Here is a 23,616-nt window from a genome sequence, read left to right on the forward strand (position 1 = left end):
CCCGCGAGCGCGGGATCGGATGCGCTCGCGCGGGGTCGATCAGGTGCGATTGAGTGCGAACACGTAGAGCGTGCCGCCGCGCGGCACCTTGTCCGCGGCCTTGGCCATCGGGCCGCCCCAGATCGGGTTGGCGCCGCCATATCCGGCGAGCACCGCGATGTATTCCTTGCCGTCGATCTCATACACCGAAGGCTGCGCGATGATGCCGCTTGCAAGCTTCGGGCTTTGCCACAAGACCTTGCCGGTCTTCTCGTCGAAGGCATAGAGGTGGCCGTCGAGCGAGCCGCTGAAGGCGAGGCCGCCTGCGGTCGTCGCGACGCCGCCGTTCCATGGCAGCTTGGTCCAGTGACTCCAGACCTTCTTGCCGGTGTCCACGTCGATGGCCTGCAATTCGCCATAACCACGGCTATTGGGTTCAGGTTTGATCTCGAAGCCCTCGCCGAGATAGGGAAGGCCCTCCATGTAGTTCACGGACTTGCCCGACAAGGACATGCACGCATGCAGCGCGGGGACGATCGCGAGATGCGTCTGCGGATCGTAGGACACTGACCACCAGTTTTTGCCGCCCAGGAAGCTCGGACAGGTTTCGATGGTCGTGCCCGCCTTCGGATACTTCGACGCATCCTGCACCGGCTTGCCTTCGCTTGAATAGCCCGTCACGGACGTGGCCGTGACGAAGGGACGCGCGTAGATCAGCTTGCCGCTGGAGCGGTCGATGGCATGGAAAAAGCCGTTGCGGTCCGCGTGAATGATCGCGTCGTATTCCTTGCCTTCGTACTTGATGCTGGCGAGCACGGGCGTGTTCACGCCGTCATAGTCCCAGGTGTCGTGCGTCGTGTATTGATAGTGCCATTTGAGATCGCCGGACTTCGGATCGAGTGCAAGCAGCGAGTCGGAGTAGAGGTTATCGCCAGGGCGAAGATCCGCGAGCCACGGACCGGGATTGCCCACGCCCCAGTAGAGCGTCTTGCTTGCGGGGTCGTAGGTGCCCGTGAGCCATGCGGGCGCGCCGCCGTGTTCCTGCGTGCCGTCCGGCCATGTATTGCCGCCCGGTTCCTTCGCACCGGGAACAGTGAAACGCTTCCACAGGACCTTGCCATCGCCGGGATCGAGGGCGGCGATGAAGCCCCGCGCGCCGTACTCGCCGCCCGAGCTGCCGACGATGAGCGCACCGTCGAGCGCCAGCGGCGCAAGCGAGAATGCATAACCGGTGCCCGGATCGAACATCGATTTCTTCCACACGAGTGCGCCGCTCTGCGCGTCGAGCGCGGCGACCTCGCCGTTCAGCATCGCGACGTAGACGTTCTTGCCATAGAGCGCAACGCCTCGGTTCACCACGTCGCAACAGGCCGTCTTGAACGATTCGGCACCGAGCCCCGGCTCGTACTTCCACAGCTGCTTGCCGGTCGCGGCATCGAAGGCATAGACGTTATCCTTCGGCGTGGTCACGAACAGATAGCGGCCATTGACGATGGGTGTCGCTTCGAAGCCTTGCTGAAGATCCGCGGGAAACTTGTAGCTCCATGCCTGCTTCAGTCCCTTCACATTGCCGGTGTCGATCTGCTTGAGCGGCGAATGGCCGTGACCGTTATAGGTGCGGTAATAAGTGAGCCAGCCGGGATCGTCCTGCGCATTCGTCAAGCGGTCATACGTGACGTCCGGATACTGCGCGGCGGACGTGGCAGCAACTGCGATTGCAGCGCTCGCGGTCAAGCTTGCGAGCGCTGCAATGCGCATGGCGGGGACGGGTCGTGTCTTCATCGTTGTCTCCTGGGGATCTGGGTGCGATGTGTCGTTGGAATCTGTATAGGCATGCCAACCGGTTGCAGGATCATCAAGGCAAGTCATATGCCATTCGTGATCGATGCGTATGTCTGCCTTGCTGCGTATGCATGTCGCGCGTCGCCGAGGCGCGCTGTGCACATTCCGATGTGTTGCAAGCTGAAGCAGTACAACGGTGGCTTGTTGACCGATGTGACACCGCGGCGTCGAAGCTGGATCAATCGAGCCAGCCGAGCCTGCGTGCTTCATCGATGAAGCGATAGATGTCCGGCGCGAGACCATACACGCTGAAATGCGCTTCGAGTTCGGTGATGATGTCGTCGAGTTCGCGCGTGCCGTCGCAGCGCGCGAGGATCTCGCCCGCGCTGCGATTCAGCTCCATGCCGCCAGGAAGATGCATCAGTTCGCATGTGCGCCGGTCAGCGCGCCAACGCAACTCGAGCGGCGCGCGCAGGCGTGGACGCTTGCTTGCGTTCTTGTCGTTCATGGGAAAGTGCGGGAGGGAGCACAACCCGGATCTGACTGAGTCAAACCCGGGCCGGGTTCAGCGATGCTTCAGCGCGTCGCGATGTACATCGTGATCTCGAAGCCGAAGCGCAAGTCAGTGAAAGCAGGCGTGGTCCATTGCATGGTCATCTCCTTGAATGTTTCGATTGACGATCGCGAGCGGGTTCGCAATCAGGCGTCGAAAATGCAAACTCCATGCCTTCAGTGAATCGAGCGCTTGAGAAGGCGCTCTTTCTTTCAATTGAATTTCAGTGCAAAGAGCCGGTGCTTCATGGATGTTCCGAAGTGAAACACCGGGCGCAACAGTTCACTGCTCCATCGTTGAACACTGCGGCATTTTTCGGTAGATCGTGTTGCGCGACACGCCGAGCGTGCGGGCCGTCGCGGACACGTTGCCGCGATGCCGCCTGAGCGTCGCCGCGATCACCGATGCCGTGACCTCCTGCAATCCGCCTGCACCGAGCGGAAGTGAAGTGCATGCTTCGGACGTGTCGGCTGGCCCTCCGTGCGGCTCGTCGAAGAAGTCCTCCGGCAGGTGTTCCAGCCGGATACAACCGTCTTCATCCACCATGGCCGCCGCGGTGCGCAACAGATTGCCGAGCTGTCGGCAGTTGCCCGGCCAGGCGTATCGCTCGAAGAGAGTCATGACTTCGCGATCGATGGACAAATGCGGGCCATGAGGATCTTCGGCACTCAGTGCGTCGAGCAGCGTGGCGATCACGGCAGCGAGATCAGTGCGTTCGCGCAAGGGCGGCAGTTTGACGACGAGGCCATTGAGTCGATAGTAAAGGTCCTCGCGGAAGCGGTTTTGCGCGATCATGTCGCGCAAGTTTCGATGGGTCGCGCAGATGATCGCGACATCGACAGGGATCGGCTTGCTCGATCCCAGCGGATCCACGACGCGTTCCTGCAGCACGCGCAGCAGCCGCACTTGCAGCGGGTAGGGCATGTCGCCGATTTCGTCGAGGAACAGCGTGCCGCCGTTCGCCTGCATCAGCTTGCCGGCCGCGCCCTTGCGCCTGGCGCCGGTGAAGGCGCCTTCCTCATAGCCGAAGAGCTCGGATTCGATCAGGTTCTCCGGGATCGATGCGCAGTTGACCGCGATGAACGGTCCGTCATGACGAGGCGAATCGCCGTGAATGGCCTGTGCCAGTAGTTCCTTGCCCGTGCCGGTTTCGCCGGTGATGAGAATCGGTATGCCCTTGCCGATGACCTTGCGCACCTTTGCAATCACCGCGGACATTTTCGCGTCGCCGGTATCGAGCGCGGCGAGGTTTGCTGGAGATTCACGCCGCGAGGGCAGGCGCGTCGCCGGCTTCGCCGATGCGAAGGCCCGTGACGCGTCAGCGAGCGGCGCGCGATTCAGCCGCACGCGCGCACACACGACCGTGCCGTTGTTGAGGTCGAGCGTGAGGTGCGGGGCACGGCTCGCATGCGAGCGGTCGATCAGCTGCGCGCTGGTCAAGCCGAATAGCGATGAGAGCGTGTGCGCCCGCAAGGCCGCGAGCGACAAGCCGAACTGGAATTGGGCGCTGCGGTTCGCGGAGAGGAAGCGGCCGTCGCCGGTGAAGGCCATGATGCCTTCCATCAGGGTGCCGAGGAACTCGTGGCGACCGTGGAAAGAGATCTGCAGCATGCCTTGGAACGTGCTGGAAAACAGATGGTTCTCGATCATCTGGACCGACATGCGGGCGAGCGCCATCGTGTGACGATGATAGCTGCGATGGTCGCCGGTAACGTCGAGAACGCCGATCAGGTCGCCATAGGGATCGAGAATCGGCACACTGGAACACGTCAGGAAACGGTTGGCGACGAGATAGTGCTGATCGCCGTGAACGACCGTTGGCATCCGATCGGCGATGGCTGTGCCGATGGCGTTCGTGCCCTGCCGCTCTTCGGCCCAGTTCGCGCCCGCCCGGAGCGCGACCTTCTCGGCGCGGGCAAGGAAGTCGTCGTCGCCGGTGGAGTGAAGGATGAGTCCTTGAGCGTCGGTCAGCACGATCATGCTTTGCGTGTTGACGATCTGTTCGCGCAAGGTTTCCATGACCGGGGTCGCATGCGCGCACAGCACGCGGTTCTGTTCCAGTTTGAGCAGAAGCTCGCCTTCGGTGAGGACATCGTAGTCCGGACGCGTCGAAGCGTTGAGGCCGAAGATCTCCGACCGTTCGTGCGCCTTGCGGATCGACGGAATCAGCCAGCCGCTCTCTCGTTCGATCTGGGAAGCCGCACTCTCGCAGATGGGGTTCTGCATTGTCTCCTCCTTGTACACATGCCGGTCGAAGCGCCGGATGGAGCGCGGATACGAGCAAGGTCCGCGCCATACTCAAAGGAGCAAGGAGAGTCAGCAAAACGAAAGGAAAGCTGGCGCCTGCCTCTGGTCTTTCGCATTCAAGATGCCGGATGGCATTTTGTGTTCCGCATGCGATATCACAAGCCGGCTTTGCCCGCAGTGAATATGAGGCGCAGGCCGAGCGCCGCGATGACGCCGGCCGCCGCGCGATCGATCCACTTCTTCGCCCGCAGATAGAGGTCGCGCGGCCGCTTGCTGGAGAAGCCCAGGGCGACGATGGTGTACCAGCCGGTCTCGATGGCGAACACCATCGGCGGCAGGACGAAGTAGCACCACAGCGGCGGGTGTTGCGGCAGCAGCGCCGCGAAAATGCTGCCGTACCAGATCGCGGTCTTCGGGTTGCTCAGCTGCGTTGAGAGCCCGAGCCAGAACGATCTTCTGGCGCTCTGCTTGCGGGGTGGGGCATCGGTTGGAAGCGGCACCTGCATGGGGCGGGCGGCGCCGCGCCAGATGTTCCAGGCGATGTAGACGAGGTACAGGCCGCCGGCCGCCTTCAGCGCCACGTACAACCATTCGACGGCGACCAGCAGCGTGTACAGCCCGGCGAGCGCGATGCCGCCGAAAAAGAGGCCGCCGACACCCATGCCGAGCGCCGTCGCCAGTCCGTCGGCGCGCGAAACACCGATCGAGTTGCGCGCCACGACCACGAAGCTCGGCCCGGGAATCATCGCGCCCAGCAGCAGCGAGAACAGAATGGCGAATACGGCGTTCGAAGCTGACATCGTATCGACTCCTTGTATGAGGCATGCAAAACGCACGATGCAAAACGCACGATTGCATGCGGCATGCATGATACGCCCGGGCAACCTGCCCACCTCAGGCACGAAGCGTCGCGTACGGCGTCCAGACTATTTGACGAGCCGCAGGCGCCGCGTCACGATCGACCCGTCCTTCCGGTCCACGAGCCATGCCGCCGCGACGCTGCCGTTCAACGTCGAGGTTCTGCGCGTGACATCGGTGGGTTCTTCCTCGGAGGGGGCGCTGTGCTCGACGTCGTCGGTCAGGTAGGGCGGCTCCAGCGCGCATACCAGGACGATCGCGAAATCGCCCTCGCTGTGTTCATGCGCGAAATTCGGCAGCAGCGCCCGGCCGGTCACCGTGGTGCGGGCGCCGCCGTCCGGTTGCAACTGAATGACGTCGAAGGTCTGCACGAAGCCTTTCGCCCTGGCTTCGGCCGCGACGACGAGCTTGCGGCCACTTTGCCCCTTCACTGTCTGCTTCAACAAAATGGCATTCGGATTGCCGGGCGCCGCGAGCGAGACGTTGACCGTCAGAATTTTCTTCTTCGACTGGTAGCGGACGCCGTATGACACAGGAATGACGAACACGAACGTGCGGTCTGCCTGCGTGGCGCTGGCGCTCTGCGCCTGACTGGCGCCGTGCGCGCCCGATGCGCCGCGCTCCCATCTGCGGAACGGTTGGGCCAGGAACGTCCGCACCCGGCTCGTGATCGAAGGCGCCTGTCCCGGCGCGGGACGGCCGGCGAGCGCGTCCCGTACGTGCTCGGGATCGTCGCCGGCGAAACCGGGCGGCAACGATTCCACCGCAAGAATGTTCTCGCCCGTGACGCCGCTCGCGGCGCCGATCGTCCGTTCCGCATGGGTGCCTTGCGTTTCCGCGGCGCGTGTGGAGGCACAGCAGCACAACAATGCCCAGACGGCACAGGCGGCAACGCTTCGTTGTTTCGACAAAAGCACGTACTTCTCCTGGCGCAGAACGCCGAATCCACGATATAGGCCGTATCTTAAATGGAAGCATCTGCTTCGGCAGCCTGGCTCGCCGCGTACTCAGGCACCGGAATACGCGAACGACCCGCCGGCATTTTGCACGCGGAATGATGCATTCAAAATTCCATTCCCTGCGCCGCCCTGGAGGCACTGGACCGCGGCGCTATACTGAGGATCCATTCACCGCACACCGGTCCGCGATCCCAAGCAGCGGCGCACGTTCGAAAATTGGCTGAACACGACCTCGAAAAATTAAAGATCGACCGGGGACCCTCCGCTGCCGCCGTGCCGCGGCGCCGGCGCCACTGGCTCCGCTGGGCAATCGCCGCGCTCATCGTGCTTGCGTTGATCGCCGTCGCATTGAAGCTCACCGGGCCGCAGGCCGTGGAGACGGCGACCGTCACGTCCGCCTATCCATCGCAAAGCTATACGCTGCTGAACGCAACCGGCTATGTCGTGCCGCAGCGCAAGGCTGCGGTGGCGTCGAAGGGACAGGGCCGCGTCGAATGGCTCGGTGTCCTCGAAGGCTCGGTGGTCAAGCAAGGCGAGGTGATCGCCCGTCTGGAAAGCGACGACGTCGCTGCATCGCTCGCACAGGCCCAGGCGCAGGTGAAGGTTGCACAGGCGAACCTGCAACTCCAGCGCGCCGAGCTCAAGAACGCCGAAGTCGATCTCAAGCGCTACCGCATTCTCGTGCCGCAAGGCGCCATTCCCGCGACGCAGTTCGATGCCGCGCTCGCCCGTTTCGACAAGGCGCAGGCGTCCATCAACAGCGACGAAGCCGCGATCCTCTCCGCGCGCGCCAATGCGCAGGCGGCGCAAGTGGCCGTCGATCAGACCGTGATCCGTGCGCCGTTCGATGGCGTCGTGCTCGAAAAGCACGCGAACGTGGGCGACAACATCACGCCGTTCTCGTCGGCGTCAGACAGCAAGGGCGCGGTCGTCACCATCGCCGACATGAAAACGCTCGAGGTCGAGGCCGACGTCGCCGAGTCGAACATCGCCCGTATCGCCGTCGACCAGCCGTGCGAGATCCAGCTCGACGCGCTGCCGGACGTGCGCTTTGCGGGCCGCGTGTCGCGCATGGTGCCCACGGTCGACCGCTCCAAGGCCACCGTGCTCGTCAAGGTGCGCTTCGTCGATCGCGACGCGCGCGTGCTGCCGGATATGTCCGCGAAGGTCGCGTTCCTGTCGAAACCGGTGCCGCCCGATCAGAAGCAGGCGGTCATCGCGGTGCAGCCGTCGGCGGTCGTGACGCGCGGCGGCAGGCAGGTCGTGTACGTCATCCGCCAGGACACCGCGCACGAAGTCCCGGTGACGGCTGGCGCGCGCATCGGCGACCTGCTCGCCGTGCAGGGCGTCAAGCCTGGCGATGTGGTCGCGCTGTCGCCTGGCGAGACGCTCAAGGACGGCGCCCGGGTCACCGTGGCGAAGAAGTAGCGTGAGCACGCCGCCGCTCGTCCAGATCAGCCATGTCGCGAAGTCGTACCGGCGCGGCGTCCAGACCGTGCCGGTGCTGACCGACATCACGCTGTCGATTGGAGAAGGCGATTTTGTCGCGCTGATGGGGCCGTCCGGGTCCGGCAAGAGCACGCTGCTGAACCTGATAGCGGGCATCGACCGGCCCGACAGCGGCGAGTTGCTCGTCGGCGGACTCGATATCACGCGCCTGCCCGAAGCCGCGCTCGCGGACTGGCGCGCGGCGAACGTCGGTTTCATCTTCCAGTTCTACAACCTGATGCCGGTGCTGTCCGCCTTCGAGAACGTCGAGCTGCCGCTGATGCTGACGCGCCTCACGCGTCATGAACGGCGTGAGCGCGTCGCGATGGTGCTCGACATGGTCAACATGGCCGACCGCATGAGCCACTATCCGTCCGAGCTGTCGGGCGGGCAGCAGCAACGCGTGGCGATTGCGCGGGCGCTGATCACGGACCCGAAGCTGATCGTCGCCGACGAACCCACCGGCGACCTCGACCGCAACTCCGCCAGCGATGTCCTCGCGATGCTGCAACGCCTGAACAGCCAGCTCGGCAAGACCATCATCATGGTCACGCACGACGCGCACGCCGCCGGCGCGGCCAAGGCACTCGTGCATCTGGAGAAGGGAGAGCTGACCGATGGCGCACGGCCCTGAATCGCCATGTATCTCGCCAAGCTGATCCTGCGCAACGCGCTGCGCCACCGCTTGCGCACCGCGCTGACGGTGCTCGGGCTCACCATCGCCGTGCTCGCGTACGGCCTGCTGCATACGGTCGTCGATGCATGGTATGCGGGCGCATCGGCGGCGTCGAATGCACGGCTCGTCACGCGCAATGCCATCTCCCTCGTGTTCCCGTTGCCGCTCGCCTACGAGAACCGCATCCGCGGCGTGGACGGCGTCACGCTGGTCGCGCGCTCGAACTGGTTCGGCGGCGTTTATCGCGACCCGAAGAACTTCTTCGCGCAGTTCGCCGTGTCGGACAACTATCTCGATCTCTATCCGGAGTTCATCGTCGGCGAAGAGGCGCGCGCCGCGTTCCAGCGCGATCGCAAGGGCGTGCTGATCGGCAGGCAGCTTGCCGATCAATTCGGCTTCAAGGTCGGCGACGTGATTCCGCTCAAGGGTACGATCTATCCGGGTACCTGGGACTTTTTCGTGCGCGGCATCATGGAAGGACGCGATGAAGCCACCATCACGCGTCAGCTGCTGATGCACTGGGACTATCTCAACGAGACCATCCGCAAGACGACGAAACGCAATGTCGATCAGGTCGGCGTGTATGTGGTCGGTGTCAAGGATCCGGACCAGGCCGCGGCCGTTTCGCGCAATATCGACAGCGTCTTCAAGAACTCCCTCGCCGAGACGCTCACCGAAACCGAACAGGCCTTCCAGTTGGGCTTCGTCGCGATGTCGAACCAGATCATCGCGGCCATTCGCGTGGTGTCGTACGTGGTCATCCTCATCATCATGGCCGTCATGGCCAATGCCATGGCGATGAGCGCGCGCGAGCGCATCACCGAGTACGCGACGTTGAAGGCGCTCGGCTTCGGCGCGGGCTTTCTTTCGGTGCTGGTATTCGGCGAATCGATTGCGATCTGCGCGATCGGCGGCGGCATCGGCATTCTCGCCACGCCGCCGCTCGCGGAAGTCTTCAAGCACGCGACCGGCGGCGTGTTCCCGGTCTTCCGCGTCTCGCACGAGACCATGTTGTTGCAGGCCGCGTGCGCGTTCGTGGTCGCACTGGCTGCGGCGATCGTGCCGGCGGTGCAGGCAAGCCGCGTGCGTATCGTCGAAGGCCTGCGGGCCATCGGCTGAGGGCGGGCGATGGCCATTCCCGTCTCCTATGTCGCGCGCAATCTGTGGGCGCGCCGCCTCACGACGGCGCTCACCGCAGGCGGCCTCGCGCTCGTCGTATTCGTGTTCTCGACGGTGCTGATGCTGGATGCCGGCCTCAAGCAAACCCTCGTCTCGACAGGCGAGGCCGACAACGTCGTCGTGATCCGCAAGGGCGCGGAGACCGAGATCCAGAGCGCGATCGACCGCGGGCAGGCGAACGTGATGGAGATGCATCCGTCCGTCGCGATAAACGGTGATGGCCAGCCGCTTTCATCGAAGGAAACGGTGGTGCTGATCTCGCTCACCAAGCTCGGCAGCAGCACGCCCGCCAATGTCGTGATTCGCGGCGTCTCGCCGAGGGGCCTGCAACTGCGGCCGCAAGTAAAACTCACGGCTGGCCGCATGTTTCGCAATGGCTCGTCGGAGATCATCGTGGGCAGCAGCATCGCGAAGGGCTTCGACGGCACGCGCATCGGCGATCATCTGCGTTTCGCGCAACGCGACTGGACCGTGGTCGGCCATTTCGATGCAGGCGGCAGCGGCTTCGATTCGGAGATCTGGGGCGACGTCGATCAACTGATGCAGTCGTTCCGCCGCACGAGCTTTTCGTCGATGGTCGTGCGGATCGCGCGCAGCGACGCGTTCGAGCGCTTCAAGGCGGATATCGACGTCGATCCGCGCCTTGCGCACGAAGCCAAGCGCGAACGAGTGTTCTACGGCGACCAGTCGAAAGCGCTCTCGACCTTCATCAATATCCTGGGCTTCACGCTGTCCATCATCTTCTCGATCGCGGCGATGATCGGCGCCATGATCACGATGTACGCGTCGGTGGCGAATCGCGTCGCTGAGATTGGCACGTTGCGCGCGCTCGGTTTCAAGCGTCTCGACGTGCTGGGCGCGTTCATGCTGGAGGCTTTGCTGCTCGGCCTGACCGGCGGCATCGCGGGGCTGTGCTGCGCGGCGCTGATGCAGTTCGCCTCGTTCTCCACGACCAACTTTCAAACCTTCGCGGACCTGTCGTTCCGCTTCATCCTGACGCCTTCAGTAATCGTGCGGACGCTCCTGTTCTCGCTTGCGATGGGCTTCGTCGGCGGCTTTCTTCCGGCGCTGCGCGCGTCGCGCATGAATATCGTCGATGCGCTGCGCACGCGTTGACCGCGCTTTCTCGACCATTCGATTTTTCTGCATCGTCGCTTCCAAACTTTGCCATGTTCGGGGACGACATGGCGGCGTAGAGTGGGCTCATCGGGCGATGCCCGCATCGCTCTCCCTACTCACCGCGAAGGAGAAATCATCATGCCGCTCGTACAGATTTCGCTTCTGAAAGGCAAGCCGCGCGAGCACATTCGCGCCATCGCCGACGGCGTTCATAAGGCGCTCGTCGAAACGTTCAAAGTGCCCCCCGATGATCGCTTCCAGTTGATCCAGCAATTCAACCGCGACGACTTCATCTACGACGATGGTTATCTCGGCGTGGACCGCAGCGACGATGTCGTCTTCATCCATATCACCGCGAGCGACTGGCGCGATACGCCGACCAAGCAGGCGTTCTACCGGGCGCTGGTCGCGAAGCTGGTCGCGTCTCCCGGCCTGCGTCCCGAGGACGTGATGATCGTGCTCGGGCCGAATCGCCGCGACGACTGGTCGTTCGGTCGCGGCATTGCGCAGTATGTCGAAAACGCCGCATGAAGCTTGGGCACTCCATGTGAATGTGGAAGCCGGGAATGCGCCTTGCTACTTTCCGGCACCCACAAGCTGTTCGCCTTCGATGTGACGAAGCGCAACCGCGCCCCGGCACGAACATGAAGGCGTGCGAGAAAAGCACTCACACGGAGCGCCATCATGACCGACAAGCCGTCCAAGCCCGTCCCAAGCGAACCCGATGCAGTACGCCGCCGCCTGCTCGCGGCGCTCGCGAGTTCGGCCATGCTGTCCGCCTGCGGTGGCAGCGGCAGCGACGACAACTCCGGCACGGTCACGCCGACGAGTCCCATCGGCACGATTCCGGCGGATCGCGCCAATCTTCCGCGTCCCGCCTTGCCGTCTCCCGCGACCTCGGGCATCGATCACATCGTGCTGGTCACGATGGAAAACCGCTCCTTCGATCACATGATGGGCTGGGTTCCCGGCGTCGAAGGCACGCAGGCCGGCAGGCAGTTCACCGATGCCTTCGGCACCGCGCAAACGAGCTTCTCGCTTGCGGCCAATGCGGCGTTCGGCTTCCAGGGCTGCCAGTATGCGGACCCTGATCATCAATACGACGCGGGCCGCACGCATCTCGCGAATGGCGCGATGAACGGCTTCCTGCTGACGCCCGACACGAACAAGACGCGCGGCGACCTGCTGCCGATCGGATACTTCACCGGCGCCGATCTCGACTTCTATCGCCAGGCCGTGGCGCAATACACGGTCTGCGACTATTACATGAGCGGGATTCTCGCGGACACCTTTCCGAACCGCGTCTATCTGCACAGCGGCGAGACCGACCGGCTCAGCGATACGCTCGATACGTCATCGCTCTCGACCATCTGGGACCGGCTCGATGCAAAGAACGTCTCGTCGAAGTATTACTTCCACGACGTGCCCTTTACCGCGCTCTACGGCACGCGCTATGTGGGACGTTCGAAGCTGTTCTCCGACTTTCTCTCGGATACGGCTGGAGGCAACCTGCCGTCGTTCTGCATGGTCGATCCGAGCTTCGCCGGCGAGGCGAATGGCACCTCGAACGACGATCATCCTCACGCCGACGTCCGCAACGGCCAGGCCTTGCTCGGCCAGATCTACGAGGCCTTGCGCGCGGGCCCCAACTGGAGTTCGACGCTGATGATCGTCGTGTACGACGAGTGGGGCGGCTTCCTCGAGCACGTGGCGCCGCCGGTCAAGTCGCTTTCAGCAGCAGAGCAGAAGCTCGGCAACGATGGCCGACTCGGCTTTCGCGTGCCTTGCATGCTGCTCGGTCCACGCGTGCGCGCGGGCAGCGTGTCGCGTTATCCGTTCGACCCGAGTTCGATCCATCAGCTGCTCGCATGGCGCTTCGGGCTCGATCCGCTGGGCGTGCGGGCAAGCGATCCGACCACTTTCAACATGGCCTGCGCGCTCGACCTGAGCGATGCGCCGCGCACCGATGCCCCGGCGTTCGTCGTGCCGCCGGGTCCGTTCGGCCTCGAATGCTCGAATACGCCGTCGAGCGGATCGGGACTCGGCACGGTGGACAAGCGCGCGGGCGAGGGCGCTTCGCAAACGCTCACGCCCGGCGGCCGCTTTGCCGATCTGCGTACCAAGGCCACGACTTTGGGATTCCCTTCGCGTTGATGCAACAGCCAGTCTGAAGCCCGGGTTCGACGCGCGGCGCATATGCGTGCATCATGTGCGTTCGCGTCGCGGGCGCCGTTTCGCAGGGTCCGCGGCCTGATGAAGCATGAGACAGCTGTTCCTATCATCGACACAAGGACTCCATGGCCATGACTGGTCTGTTGCAGAAGCTCACGTGGTTCATCGCGCTTGCCTGCCTCTCCACCTCGCTCGCGCTGTCATGCACACGCGTGCTCTATACCGGCGACAAGGGGCTCGTGGTCACGGGACGCTCGATGGACTGGTCCGAGGACATGCGCTCGAACCTGTGGGTGATGCCGGCGGGCATCGAGCGCGACGGCAACGCGGGGCCGCGCTCCATCAAATGGAAGTCCAAGTACGGCAGCGTGGTGGTATCGGGCTATGAGATCGGCAGCGTGGACGGCATGAACGAGCGTGGGCTCGTCGCCAATGCGCTGTACCTGGCCGAGACCGACTACGGCAAGCCCGACCCGAAGCGCGACCCGATGTCGATCAGCCTGTGGGCGCAATACGCGCTCGACAACTTCGCGACGGTGGCGCAGGCGGTCTACGTGCTGAGCCGCGATCCCTTCCAGATCATCGCGCCGCCCTTGCCCAACGGCAAGCCGCTGACGATTCATCTGTCGCTCTCGGATGCGCGCGGCGACTCGGCCATCCTCGAATACATCAACGGCAAGCTCGTGATCCATCAGGGCAAGAAGTACAAGGTGATGACCAATTCGCCCATCTACGACGAGCAGCTTGCCATCGATACCTACTGGAAGAGCGTTGGCGGACTCGGCTTTCTGCCGGGCACGAATCGCGCGGCGGACCGCTATGTGCGCGCCTCCTTCCTGCTCGACGCCATTCCGAAGCAGGCCGATCCGAACTACCTCGCGGGCGTCCCGCAGCAGTCGTATGCGTATCAGGCAGTGGCGAGCGTGATGAGCGTGGTGCGCTCGGTCAGCGTGCCGCTCGGCATCAGCACGCCGGATCAACCGAACCTGTCATCGACCATCTGGCGCACGGTGGCGGATCAGCAGAACCTGGTCTATTACTTTGATTCGGCGACGCGCCCCGACACCTTCTGGGTGTCGCTCAAGAAGCTCAACCTGAGTCCCGGCGCGCCGGTGATGAAGCTGACCATCGACGGCGGGCAGGTGTTCTCCGGCGAAACGGCGGGCAGTTTCGTGGCGACGCCGGCCTTTGCCTTCATGCCGGCGAAAGCGCCCTGACAGGCGCGCGATGGCCGCATGACGGGCAAACGGGACGAGCCGGCCGCGCGGGCAGGTAAAATACCGTCCTTTTGCCTCTGGTGATCTCGTGCAAGGCCTTAAGCGCACGGCATTCAGCGGCCCGGCGCTCGTGCGCCTGCTGGCGCAATGTGCCGATCTCGATGTCCACGAACCCGCGCAATCGCTGTCGGACCGCCTGAGCCAATGGCTCGGCTGGACCGACGCAATCGCGCTGTCCACCGCGCTCGGCGCCGATCCGCAGCCTGTCGCCAGTCCGCGATCCGCTTCCGGCGAAGATGCAGCGGCGAGCGCGCAGACCCGCGCGCGGCTCGTGAGCGCCATCACGCGCGATGAAAGCGGCGAGCCGGGCCTGCATGGCCGGCGGCGTGCGGCGGTGCAGACCGCGCCCGACGCGATGCAGATCGACTTCGCGATCTTCCGCCAGCACACCTTGTCGTTGCAGCAGACGATGGAGTCCGACATCGGCGAGTTGCGCAGCCGTCTGCGTGCATCCGTGGCGGCGCGTGCGGGCGACATGACGCGTCTCGCGGTCGTCGATGCTGTCATGGAACAGACCTTCGCCGCGCGCGAACGCACGCTCCTGGCGCAGGTGCCCGTGATTCTCGGCCGCCATTTCGAGCGGCTCAAGCGCGGCCAGATGCAGGCCGATGCCGACGCCGGTGCAGCGCCCGGCGCATGGCTCGCGACGTTCCGCACGGACATGCGCAACGTCCTGCTCGCCGAACTCGAAGTTCGTTTTCAACCGGTCGAAGGCCTGCTTGCAGCGCTTCGCACTCAGTCTCAGTAACTGGCACGCTATGCCCCGAAATATCGTCAAAGTCGCAGTCTTCCTGGTGGGTCTTGCCGCGGTGTGCGGCATCGGCATCGGCTATATCGTGTCGAATCCGCTCGCGTTCGCCGTGACGGTGCTGATCGGCGCCTGCTATGTCGTCGGCGCGCTGGAGCTGCGCCGCTTCCAGGAAGCTACCGAGGCCTTCGTGCAGGCGCTGGACGCGCTGCTCAACGCGCCGAAGAGTCTTGCCGTCTGGATCGATACCGTGCCGCCAGGCCTGCGCAATGCCGTGCGCGCGCGCGTGGAGGGCGAACGCGCCGGGCTGCCCGGGCCCGCGCTCACGCCGTATCTCGTCGGCCTGCTGGTGCTGCTGGGCATGCTTGGCACACTGCTCGGCATGGTGGTGACCCTGCATGGCACCGGCGCCGCACTGGAAAGCGCGACGGACCTGTCCGCGATCCGCGCCTCGCTTGCCGCGCCGGTCACGGGTCTCGGCTTCGCGTTCGGTACGTCCATTGCCGGTGTCGCGACCTCGGCGATGCTGGGTCTGTTGTCGGCGCTGTGCCGGCGCGAACGGCTGCACGCCGCGCACGCGCTCGACACGAAAATCGCCGCGACGCTGCGTGCGTTCACGCAGACCCATCAGCGCGAGGAAGCATTCAAGCTGATGCAGAAGCAGGCCGGCCTGATGCCCGCGCTCGCCGACCATCTGCACGCGATGATGCGCTCCATCGAGCAGCACAGCCTCGCCACGCACGAACGCCAGATCGCGAGCCAGGGCGAGTTTCATGCAAAGACGGAAACGGCGTACCGCAGGCTGGCGACATCGGTGGAACTGTCGTTGAAGCAAAGCGTCGCCGATAGCGCCCGCGCTGCCAGCGCCGCACTCCAGCCGGTCATGCAGGCGACGATGGACGGCATCGCGCGCGAAACGGCCGCGCTGCATGGCACGGTCGAACAGGCGGTGACGCGTCAGCTCGACAGCCTGAACACCGGCTTCGAGGCATCGGCGACGAAGGTCGCGGAGATCTGGAATCAATCGCTCGATGCGCAGCGTCATGCGAACGAAGCGCTCACGGAGAAGTTCGAAGCACGTTCGACCCTGCTGATGGACGGCATCGCCGTGCAGATGAGCGGCGTCAAGGAAGGGCTGGACAGCCTCGTGATCAGGCAGCGTGAAGCCAGCGACGCACAGACCGAGCGCATGGCCGCTTCGCTGGACCATTTCGCCGATGCGTTCGAGCAGCGCTCGACGCGTCTGGTCGCGGATGTATCGGCGGAAATGGCCGGCGTGAAGCAGGGTCTCGATACGCATGTCGGGCACATGTCGGCTTCGATGGAACGCTTTGCAACGGCATTCGAACAACGCTCGACGAGTCTCGTCGAAGGCATCGCGGCGCGCATGGAACACGCTAACTCTGGCATGTCGGACGCGTGGCAGAAGGCGCTCGCGCAGCAGACGAGCAGCGGCGAACAGCTCGCCGCGCAGCACGAACAGGCGCTTGCCAGCGCCGCTGCGACCTTCGAAGGACACGCGGCGTCGTTGCTGGGATCGATGAACCAGGCGCATGCGGCGTTGCGTACCGAGATCGGCACGCATCACGATGCGCGTCTCAGCGCATGGACCGACGCGCTCGGCGCGCTCGCCACGACCTTGCGCGAGGAATGGCAGAGCACCAGCGCGTTCGCCGCCGGCCGTCAGCAGGACATCTGCGACACGCTCGCGCGCACCGCAAGCGAGATCTCGGAACAGAGCAAGCTGCACGCGAACGAAACCATCGCGCAGATCGGGCAACTGGTGCAAGCGGCTTCCGAAGCGCCGAAGGCCGCAGCCGAGGTCATTGCCGAACTGCGCCAGAAGCTCTCCGACTCCATGGTCCGCGACACCGCGATGCTCGACGAGCGCGCGCGTCTGCTGGCCACGCTCGAAACGCTGCTCGATGCGGTGAATCATGCATCGACCGAACAACGCACGGCGGTCGATGCCCTCGTGACCGGCTCGGCCGATCTGCTCGAACGCGTGGGCGCGCAGTTCACCGGCAAGGTGGATGCGGAGGCCGCGAAGCTGAGCGATGCGGCCGCGCATGTGACGAGCGGCGTCGTCGAAGTGGCGAGTCTTGCCGATGCATTCGGCGCGGCCGTGCAGGCCTTTGGTGAATCGAACGAGACGCTGGTCGCGCAGCTGCAACGCATCGAGGGGGCGCTGGACAAGTCGCTCACACGTAGCGACGAGCAACTCGCGTACTACGTTGCGCAGGCGCGCGAGGTCATCGATCTGTCGATGATGTCGCAGAAGCAGATCGTCGAGAACCTGCAACATCTGGCGGGCGAACGCGGCGCACATGGAGCGAAGGCCGCATGAACGAGGAGATCGACGGCGGCGTCGAGACCGCGGCGCCCGTCTGGGCGGCATTCGCCGATCTGATGTCGGTGCTGCTGGGCGCGTTCGTGCTGATACTCGTCGCCGTGCTCGGCGTGCAGTTGCAGCTGTCGACGCGGCTCGAACAGGCCATCAAGCAGCAGCAGAAAGAGACCGAGCGCCGCAAGACGCTCGAACAGGCGCTCGCGGGGCCGCTCGCTTCGGGACGCGTGACGCTGGTGAACGGCAAGATCGGCATCAGCGGCAACGTGCTGTTCGCGCTGAATTCGGATCAGTTGCAGCCGCAGGGACGCGACGTGCTGAAGAGTCTGGCCGGTCCGTTGACCGCCTATCTCGGTTCGCACGAACAGATCCTGATGGTCAGCGGTTTCGCCGACGACCAGCAGGTCCACGAGGGCAACCGTCGCTTTGCGGACAACTGGGAGCTGTCGGCCAAGCGCGCGCTGACCGTGATGCGCGCGCTGATCGATGCAGGCGTGCCGTCTTCATCGGTGTTCGCGGCGGCCTTCGGCTCGCAGCAGCCGGTGAGTTCGAATGCCGACGACGCGGGCCGCGCGAAGAACCGGCGCGTGGAGATTTCGGCGGTGCCGCGTCCTGTCAATGCAGCGGTGCCCGCGCATGACTGACAGCGTGATGCGTGCGCGCGAGATGCTCGACGCATGGCGCGAGCGCGGCGACGCACGCGTGGACGGCATGTCAGGTCGCATCATCGAAGCGTTGACGCAGCGCGCCGCGTGTCATGAAGGCGCGGCGCGGCGTGTGCTCGATGAGCGTCTCGCCGCGCTGCTCGATGCGCAAGAGGCTGCGGACGAACCCGCCGCCGTCACGCAGGACACGGCAAACACGCCATTCGCCGCATTGCTCGACGAGTTGAAGCAGCGCTCGCAAGCCCGTCGCGCGCCCGCCGAGTATCTCGATGCATTGCGCGCCGTGTGGACGTCGGTGAGCGCGGAGAAGCGCCTGCGGGAATCGCTTGCACAGGTGCCGAAGAATGCGGGGCCGCTCAATTCGAGCAGCCTCGTGCATCGTTCACTGGCGCTGATGGGTGAAGTGTCGCCGGATTATTTGCAGCACTTTCTCGGCTATGTCGATGCGCTCTCGTGGATGGACGCATTGACGCTCGTGAGTGCCCCGGTAAAGGAAACGCCGCGCGCGGCCTCGCAAAAGAAGACCGCGCGCGGCAAGGCGCGCTGAAGCGCCCGGGCTGCTTTATGCGAGCCAGCCCTTGATCGAACGTGCTATTGCGTTGGTCGAGATGCCGTAGCGTTCGTGCAGCGTCGGCAATGCGCCGGCATCGAGAAAGGCATCGGGCAAGCCGATCTGCCGATACGCACACGACACGCCCTCGGTCAGCAGCGTGGTGGCCACTGCTTCGCCCAGGCCGCCGATCACCGTATGATTCTCCGCCACCACCACGAGCCGTCCGGAACGCCGCGCCTCGCGGATGATCGTCGCCGTGTCGAGCGGCTTGATGGTCGGCACGTGCAGCACCGCGACATCCACGCTGTCCTTCTGTAGCGCCTGCGCCGTTTCGAGCGCGCGCATCGTCATGATGCCCGACGAGATGATGAGCACGTCACGGCCATCGCGCAGCAGCTTCGCGCGGCCCAGTTCGAAGCTGTAGTCATATTCGTCGAGCACGGCCGGCACGTTGCCGCGCAGCAGGCGCGCATACACCGGCCCCTTGTGCGCGGCGATGGCCGGGACCATCTGTTCGATGTCGAGCGCATCGCACGGGTCGATCACGGTCATGTTGGGCATCGCGCGCATCAAGGCCAGGTCCTCGGCGGCCTGATGGCTCGGGCCATAACCCGTGGTGAGTCCGGGCAGCGCGCAGACGATCTTCACATCGAGATTGTCTTCCGCAATGGTTTGATGAATGAAGTCATAGGCGCGCCGCGTGCCGAACACGGCGTAGGTTGTCACGAAAGGCTGCGCGCCCTCGTGCGCAAAACCTGCGGCCGCGCCCATCAGCAACTGCTCGGCCATGCCCATCTGGTAATAACGCTCCGGAAACTCCTTGGCGAAGATATGCAGGTCCGTGTACTTGCCGAGATCGGCCGTCATGCCGATGACGTTCGCCTTCGTGCGAGCCAGCTCGCACAGCGCATGACCGAAGGGCGCGGAACGCGTGACCTGGCCTTCGCTTGCAATCGAGGCGATCATCGCGGATGTCTTCAAACGGGTGCTCATGCCTGTCTCCCTGCTTCAGGTGCTTCAGGTGCTTCAAGTGTTTCCAGTGCCAGCTTCCATTCGTGCGCATCGACGCGGATGAAATGATTCTTCTCGCGTTGTTCGAGGAAGGGCACGCCGCAGCCCATCTTCGTATCGCAGACGATGATGCGCGGCTTCGCTTCCTTCAGGTTGCGGGCGTTGTCGAAGGCCTGCTTGACGGCGTCGATGTCGTTGCCGTTCACGCGCTGCACATACCAGCCGAAGGCGTCGAGCTTCTCGACCAGCGGCTCGAAGGACATGATCTGCGTCGAGGGGCCATCGGCTTGCTGATTGTTGACATCCACCATGGCGATCAGGTTGTCGAGCTTCCAGTGCGCCGCGGACATCAGGCCTTCCCAGATCGCGCCTTCGTCGAGCTCGCCGTCCGAGAACAGCGTGTAGACGAAGGACGTCGAGCCCTTGCGCTTGAGGCCAAGACAACGGCCCACCGCGATCGTCAGCCCCTGGCCGAGCGAGCCGCCCGACATCTCCATGCCGGGCGTGTAGCTCGCCATGCCGGACATCGGCAGGCGGCTGTCGTCGCTGCCATAGGTTTCGAGTTCCTCGGGCGGCAGGATGCCCGCTTCGAACAGCGCGGCATACAGCGCGATCGCATAGTGACCGTTCGAAAGCAGGAAGCGGTCGCGGCCTTCCCACTCGGGATCATCGGCACGGTAATGCATCGCGCCGAAATACGCGACCGCCAGCACGTCGGCGATATCCAGCGCCTGGCCGATGTAGCCCTGGCCCTGCACCTCGCCCATCAGGAGCGCATTGCGGCGAATGCGCCACGCGCGTTCGGCGAGGGTCGTCTCCTCGATGACGGGACTGCTCATGGTTGTGTCTCCTTTGAAGAATGCGTTCAGCGATTGACGGTACGGGCCGGCACGAAGAACACCAGCACCGCGCCCACCACGACGGCCGCCGAGATGAAAATCAGGCCGGCGGTGGACTTGCCTGTGAAGTCATTGAGCCAGCCGACGATGGCGGGCGAAAAGAAGCCGGCGAGATTGGCGAAGCAGTTCACCGCCGCGATGCCCGCCGCCGCCGACATGCCACCCAGCACGGCAGTGGGCAGCGACCAGAATTGCGATGACGACGCGAGAATGCCGGCCGCCGCGACGCTCACGCAGACGATCGAGGCGCCCACGCTGCCGAGCATTGGCAGCGTCGCGAAGCCGGCGGCGGAGATGAGCATCGGGATCGCGAGATGCAGGCGGCGTTCGCGGCGGCGGTCCGCACTCGCGCCGATCAACGGCAGCGCGATGATGGCGCAGAGATACGGAATGGCGGTGAGGATCCCGACCCACAGCGGGTCCGCGACCCCGGTCCTGCGCACGATGGTCGGCAGCCAGAAGGTGAGCCCGTACTGGCCGAGCACGACGCAGAAGTAGATGGACGCCATGAGCCACAGCCGGCGGTCCGCGACGAATGCGCGGATCGACACGTGCTTCACTGTCTGTGCGTTGTCCTTGTCGACATTGCGCTTGAGCAAGGCCTTCTCGTCGTCCGTGAGCCACTTCGCGCCGGCGATGCCGTCATCGAGATAGAACAGGATCGCGACGCCGAGGCACAGCGAGGGCAGCGCTTCGAGCATGAAGAGCCACTTCCATCCAGCAAGCCCATGCGCGCCCTGGAATGCATGCATGATGTAACCGGACAGCGGACCGCCGACGACGCCCGCGAGCGGAATCGCCATGAAGAAGAGCGAGAGCGCCTTGGCGCGTCGTGCGGCCGGGAACCAGTACGTGAGATAGAGGATCACGCCGGGTGCGAAGCCCGCCTCGGCCACGCCGAGCAGGAAGCGCAGCGCGTAGAACTGGGTGGGCGTCTGAACGAACACGAAGCTTGCCGAGATCACTGCCCAGGTGAGCATGATGCGCGCAAGCCACTTGCGCGCGCCTACCCGGTGCAGGATCAGGTTGCTGGGTACTTCGAAGAGGAAGTAGCCGAGGAAAAAGATGCCCGCGCCGACGCCGTAGATGGTCTCCGAGAAGCGCAGGTCGTTCAGCATCTGCAGCTTCGCGAAGCCGACGTTGACGCGGTCGAGATATGCGCCGAGATAGCACAGCATCAGGAACGGAATGAGGCGGCGTCCGACCTTCGCGTAGGTCTTCGTTTCGACGCTGGCGGCATCGTCGGCGGAGGCGAAGTCTGCCGCGGCCGCCGATGTGGCGAGTCTGGATTTCATGAATGTCTCCTGCCATGGTGCGCCCCGGTTGTTCCGGGTGCGCCGGTGGTGCGTCTGTAGTCGCGATCGGTCAGTGAATCAGCATGCCGCCGTTCACGTCGAGCGTGACGCCGGTGAGATACGACGAGAGATCGCTCGCGAGGAACAGGCAGGCGTTGGCGATGTCGGCAGCGTCGCCGAGACGGCCAAGCGGAATGCCCTTGATGATGTCGGTGCGCATCTCGGGCGTAAGCTTGTCGCCGGTGATGTCGGTCTGGATGAGGCCGGGCGTGATCGAGTTCACGCGGATGCGGTCGGCCCCGAACTCGCGCGCCATGGCTTTCGCGAGGCCCAGCACGCCGGCTTTCGCCGCGCTGTAGTGCGGTCCGCCGAAGATGCCGCCGCCGCGCTGCGCCGATACCGACGACATGCACACGATGCTGCCGCGCTGCTGCTTCTTCATCTGCGGAATGACCGCTTGCGACATGTACAGCGTGCCGCGCAGGTTCACGCCGATGACGGCGTCGAAGTTGTCCGCGCCGATCTCCAGCGTCTTGATTGGCTGCGTGATGCCCGCATTGTTGATGAGCGCGTCGATGCGGCCATAGCGCTCCGTCGTGGCGGTCGCGGCGGCGACGCAGGCGGCCTTGTCGGTGACGTCGCAAGCAAGACCGAGATGGCCTTCGCCGAGATCCGCTGCGGCGGCTTGCGCGTCGGCTTCCTTCAGATCGAGCACGACGATGCGTGCGCCCTGCGCGGCCAGCGCGCGCGCCGTAGCCTTGCCGATGCCGCGCGCGGAGGCCGCGCCCGTGACGATCACTACCTGGTTCTCAAGCAACATCGTTGTCTCCGTTGATGGTCTGGTGTAGGCGCAGTGTCTTCGCCTTCCGCCTGACGATCAACGCAGTTTGGCTCAACTATCGCTGAGAAATTTTCAGGTATCGGCGTGCAGCGCCATTTGTTGATCCATCCACGCGAGGAACTTGGCGACGCGCGGCAGGCCCGCGTTCTGGCTCGGGTAAACCAGATGATGCGCGCCCACTTCGACCGCATATTCACGGCCGAACACCGGCGCCAGCGTGCCGCGTGCGAGATGGCGCGAGGCCAGCATCGTGCTCTCCAGTGCGATGCCGTGGCCCAGCGCCGCCGCCTCGAGCGACATGTACGAGCGGTCGAACGAGAAGTCGAATGCCTTGCGCCTGACCGCCACGCCGAACTTGCCGAACCACTGCTGCCATTGCACCAGCGGCGACTCGGAGAGGATCAGGCGGCGTTCCAGCAGATCGTCGGGCGAGGCGACGGGGAAGCGTTCGAGGTACTCGGGCGACGCCAGCGGCGCGATGGTCTCGTGCCGCAGGGTTCGGATCTCGACATCGCTCCAGTGCGCATAGCCGTGACGCACGGCGACGTCGTAGTAACCCGAGGTGAACGACACGTCCTCATACGAGCACGCGAGGTTCATCTGGATGTCGCCGTTCGCCTCCTGGAAGGCGGCGAGACGCGGCAGCAGCCACATCAGACCGAAGCTCGGGCTCGAATGGATCCGCAGGATTTCGACGGAGGTTTCACTCGATGCGCGTTCGGTGGCGCGGTTCAGTTCGGCGAGCGCGCCGGTCACGTCCGACAGATACTGCGTGCCGGTCGGCGTCAGCACGAGTCCGCGTCCGAGGCGCGTGAACAACGGCCGCCCGACGATGCTCTCCAGGTTCGCCAGTTGATGACTCACGGCGGAGGGCGTGAGGCCGAGTTCGTCGGCGGCGCGGTTGACGCTCTTGGTCCGCGCAACGCTTTCGAAGGCGATGATGGCTTTCAGCGGAGGCAGGCGCATCG

22 protein-coding genes are annotated in these 23,616 nt (G+C 64.5%); 11 read left to right on the plus strand and 11 right to left on the minus strand.

The window, feature by feature from the left end:
• Positions 1 to 39: 39 nt before the first annotated feature.
• From QCE63_RS22445 to QCE63_RS22470, 6 genes are all read right to left on the minus strand, one after another.
• Complete coding sequence (locus QCE63_RS22445; protein ID WP_309836096.1) at positions 40 to 1,761, minus strand: methanol/ethanol family PQQ-dependent dehydrogenase; 1,722 nt, start codon at positions 1,759 to 1,761, stop codon at positions 40 to 42.
• 238 nt (positions 1,762 to 1,999) lie between these two features.
• Positions 2,000 to 2,269 carry a pyrroloquinoline quinone biosynthesis peptide chaperone PqqD gene (gene pqqD / locus QCE63_RS22450; RefSeq protein ID WP_309836097.1) on the minus strand — a complete coding sequence of 90 codons (270 nt, stop codon included), beginning with the start codon at positions 2,267 to 2,269 and terminating at the stop codon, positions 2,000 to 2,002.
• Between the two features lie 68 nt (positions 2,270 to 2,337).
• A complete protein-coding gene (pqqA, locus tag QCE63_RS22455; RefSeq protein WP_008347847.1) occupies positions 2,338 to 2,412 on the minus strand; it encodes a pyrroloquinoline quinone precursor peptide PqqA in 75 nt (24 codons plus the stop codon).
• A gap of 184 nt (positions 2,413 to 2,596) precedes the next feature.
• The gene (locus QCE63_RS22460; protein ID WP_309836098.1) at positions 2,597 to 4,540 is read right to left on the minus strand and encodes a sigma-54-dependent Fis family transcriptional regulator; all 1,944 of its coding nucleotides are present in this window, start codon (positions 4,538 to 4,540) and stop codon (positions 2,597 to 2,599) included.
• A 176-nt stretch (positions 4,541 to 4,716) separates the two neighbouring features.
• Positions 4,717 to 5,361 carry a LysE family transporter gene (locus QCE63_RS22465; protein ID WP_309836099.1) on the minus strand — a complete coding sequence of 215 codons (645 nt, stop codon included), beginning with the start codon at positions 5,359 to 5,361 and terminating at the stop codon, positions 4,717 to 4,719.
• A 126-nt stretch (positions 5,362 to 5,487) separates the two neighbouring features.
• Positions 5,488 to 6,336, minus strand: coding sequence for a hypothetical protein (locus tag QCE63_RS22470; protein ID WP_309836101.1), 849 nt, complete (start codon positions 6,334 to 6,336; stop codon positions 5,488 to 5,490).
• A 258-nt stretch (positions 6,337 to 6,594) separates the two neighbouring features.
• Here QCE63_RS22470 and QCE63_RS22475 point away from each other — a divergent pair, with 258 nt between their 5' ends.
• The 11 genes from QCE63_RS22475 to QCE63_RS22525 all read left to right on the plus strand — a co-directional run bounded on the left by QCE63_RS22475 (position 6,595) and on the right by QCE63_RS22525 (position 18,596).
• Positions 6,595 to 7,806 carry an efflux RND transporter periplasmic adaptor subunit gene (locus QCE63_RS22475; protein ID WP_309836102.1) on the plus strand — a complete coding sequence of 404 codons (1,212 nt, stop codon included), beginning with the start codon at positions 6,595 to 6,597 and terminating at the stop codon, positions 7,804 to 7,806.
• 1 nt (position 7,807) lies between these two features.
• Positions 7,808 to 8,500 (plus strand): ABC transporter ATP-binding protein, encoded by a 693-nt coding sequence (locus QCE63_RS22480; RefSeq protein ID WP_309836103.1) that lies wholly within the window; start codon positions 7,808 to 7,810, stop codon positions 8,498 to 8,500.
• 6 nt (positions 8,501 to 8,506) lie between these two features.
• Positions 8,507 to 9,661, plus strand: coding sequence for an ABC transporter permease (locus QCE63_RS22485; protein WP_309836104.1), 1,155 nt, complete (start codon positions 8,507 to 8,509; stop codon positions 9,659 to 9,661).
• Between the two features lie 9 nt (positions 9,662 to 9,670).
• Positions 9,671 to 10,837, plus strand: coding sequence for an ABC transporter permease (locus QCE63_RS22490; protein WP_309836105.1), 1,167 nt, complete (start codon positions 9,671 to 9,673; stop codon positions 10,835 to 10,837).
• Positions 10,838 to 10,978: 141 nt separating this feature from the next.
• Positions 10,979 to 11,371: a tautomerase family protein gene (locus QCE63_RS22495; RefSeq protein ID WP_309836106.1), complete on the plus strand. Its 393-nt coding sequence runs from the start codon at positions 10,979 to 10,981 to the stop codon at positions 11,369 to 11,371.
• Between the two features lie 153 nt (positions 11,372 to 11,524).
• The gene (locus tag QCE63_RS22500) at positions 11,525 to 12,994 is read left to right on the plus strand and encodes an alkaline phosphatase family protein (protein ID WP_309836107.1); all 1,470 of its coding nucleotides are present in this window, start codon (positions 11,525 to 11,527) and stop codon (positions 12,992 to 12,994) included.
• A 149-nt stretch (positions 12,995 to 13,143) separates the two neighbouring features.
• Positions 13,144 to 14,229, plus strand: coding sequence for a linear amide C-N hydrolase (locus QCE63_RS22505; protein ID WP_309836108.1), 1,086 nt, complete (start codon positions 13,144 to 13,146; stop codon positions 14,227 to 14,229).
• Between the two features lie 88 nt (positions 14,230 to 14,317).
• Complete coding sequence (locus QCE63_RS22510) at positions 14,318 to 15,037, plus strand: DUF3348 domain-containing protein (protein ID WP_309836109.1); 720 nt, start codon at positions 14,318 to 14,320, stop codon at positions 15,035 to 15,037.
• 10 nt (positions 15,038 to 15,047) lie between these two features.
• Positions 15,048 to 17,384, plus strand: a complete 2,337-nt coding sequence (locus QCE63_RS22515) for a DUF802 domain-containing protein (protein ID WP_309836110.1) — start codon at positions 15,048 to 15,050, stop codon at positions 17,382 to 17,384.
• On the plus strand, positions 17,381 to 18,028 hold the full coding sequence (locus tag QCE63_RS22520) for an OmpA family protein (RefSeq protein ID WP_309836112.1): 648 nt from the start codon (positions 17,381 to 17,383) through the stop codon (positions 18,026 to 18,028). The genes QCE63_RS22515 and QCE63_RS22520 overlap by 4 nt, the downstream gene beginning before the upstream one ends.
• Positions 18,021 to 18,596, plus strand: coding sequence for a DUF2894 domain-containing protein (locus tag QCE63_RS22525; RefSeq protein ID WP_309836113.1), 576 nt, complete (start codon positions 18,021 to 18,023; stop codon positions 18,594 to 18,596). The genes QCE63_RS22520 and QCE63_RS22525 overlap by 8 nt, the downstream gene beginning before the upstream one ends.
• 15 nt (positions 18,597 to 18,611) lie before the next feature.
• On the opposite strand, the gene QCE63_RS22530 is transcribed toward QCE63_RS22525, so the two are convergent.
• The 5 genes from QCE63_RS22530 to QCE63_RS22550 all read right to left on the minus strand — a co-directional run bounded on the left by QCE63_RS22530 (position 18,612) and on the right by QCE63_RS22550 (position 23,614).
• The gene (locus tag QCE63_RS22530) at positions 18,612 to 19,595 is read right to left on the minus strand and encodes a transketolase family protein (protein ID WP_309836114.1); all 984 of its coding nucleotides are present in this window, start codon (positions 19,593 to 19,595) and stop codon (positions 18,612 to 18,614) included.
• Positions 19,592 to 20,452, minus strand: a complete 861-nt coding sequence (locus QCE63_RS22535; protein ID WP_309836115.1) for a transketolase — start codon at positions 20,450 to 20,452, stop codon at positions 19,592 to 19,594. The genes QCE63_RS22530 and QCE63_RS22535 overlap by 4 nt, the downstream gene beginning before the upstream one ends.
• Before the next feature lie 26 nt (positions 20,453 to 20,478).
• Positions 20,479 to 21,807 carry an MFS transporter gene (locus tag QCE63_RS22540; RefSeq protein WP_309836117.1) on the minus strand — a complete coding sequence of 443 codons (1,329 nt, stop codon included), beginning with the start codon at positions 21,805 to 21,807 and terminating at the stop codon, positions 20,479 to 20,481.
• Between the two features lie 70 nt (positions 21,808 to 21,877).
• Positions 21,878 to 22,627, minus strand: a complete 750-nt coding sequence (locus QCE63_RS22545) for an SDR family NAD(P)-dependent oxidoreductase (protein WP_309836119.1) — start codon at positions 22,625 to 22,627, stop codon at positions 21,878 to 21,880.
• Between the two features lie 93 nt (positions 22,628 to 22,720).
• Positions 22,721 to 23,614 (minus strand): LysR substrate-binding domain-containing protein, encoded by an 894-nt coding sequence (locus tag QCE63_RS22550; protein ID WP_309815934.1) that lies wholly within the window; start codon positions 23,612 to 23,614, stop codon positions 22,721 to 22,723.
• Positions 23,615 to 23,616 lie beyond the last annotated feature (2 nt).

This window comes from Caballeronia sp. LZ065 (genome assembly GCF_031450975.1).
In the GTDB taxonomy this organism is placed as follows: domain Bacteria; phylum Pseudomonadota; class Gammaproteobacteria; order Burkholderiales; family Burkholderiaceae; genus Caballeronia.

Coding starts and splice junctions, on each gene's coding strand:
- QCE63_RS22445 (WP_309836096.1), bottom strand. CDS start 1,761: ATGAAGACACGACCCGTCCCCGCCATGCGCATTGCAGCGCTCGCAAGC.
- pqqD (WP_309836097.1), bottom strand. CDS start 2,269: ATGAACGACAAGAACGCAAGCAAGCGTCCACGCCTGCGCGCGCCGCTC.
- QCE63_RS22460 (WP_309836098.1), bottom strand. CDS start 4,540: ATGCAGAACCCCATCTGCGAGAGTGCGGCTTCCCAGATCGAACGAGAG.
- QCE63_RS22465 (WP_309836099.1), bottom strand. CDS start 5,361: ATGTCAGCTTCGAACGCCGTATTCGCCATTCTGTTCTCGCTGCTGCTG.
- QCE63_RS22485 (WP_309836104.1), top strand. CDS start 8,507: ATGTATCTCGCCAAGCTGATCCTGCGCAACGCGCTGCGCCACCGCTTG.
- QCE63_RS22490 (WP_309836105.1), top strand. CDS start 9,671: ATGGCCATTCCCGTCTCCTATGTCGCGCGCAATCTGTGGGCGCGCCGC.
- QCE63_RS22495 (WP_309836106.1), top strand. CDS start 10,979: ATGCCGCTCGTACAGATTTCGCTTCTGAAAGGCAAGCCGCGCGAGCAC.
- QCE63_RS22500 (WP_309836107.1), top strand. CDS start 11,525: ATGACCGACAAGCCGTCCAAGCCCGTCCCAAGCGAACCCGATGCAGTA.
- QCE63_RS22505 (WP_309836108.1), top strand. CDS start 13,144: ATGACTGGTCTGTTGCAGAAGCTCACGTGGTTCATCGCGCTTGCCTGC.
- QCE63_RS22515 (WP_309836110.1), top strand. CDS start 15,048: ATGCCCCGAAATATCGTCAAAGTCGCAGTCTTCCTGGTGGGTCTTGCC.
- QCE63_RS22520 (WP_309836112.1), top strand. CDS start 17,381: ATGAACGAGGAGATCGACGGCGGCGTCGAGACCGCGGCGCCCGTCTGG.
- QCE63_RS22525 (WP_309836113.1), top strand. CDS start 18,021: ATGACTGACAGCGTGATGCGTGCGCGCGAGATGCTCGACGCATGGCGC.
- QCE63_RS22530 (WP_309836114.1), bottom strand. CDS start 19,595: ATGAGCACCCGTTTGAAGACATCCGCGATGATCGCCTCGATTGCAAGC.
- QCE63_RS22535 (WP_309836115.1), bottom strand. CDS start 20,452: ATGAGCAGTCCCGTCATCGAGGAGACGACCCTCGCCGAACGCGCGTGG.
- QCE63_RS22540 (WP_309836117.1), bottom strand. CDS start 21,807: ATGAAATCCAGACTCGCCACATCGGCGGCCGCGGCAGACTTCGCCTCC.
- QCE63_RS22545 (WP_309836119.1), bottom strand. CDS start 22,627: ATGTTGCTTGAGAACCAGGTAGTGATCGTCACGGGCGCGGCCTCCGCG.
- QCE63_RS22550 (WP_309815934.1), bottom strand. CDS start 23,614: ATGCGCCTGCCTCCGCTGAAAGCCATCATCGCCTTCGAAAGCGTTGCG.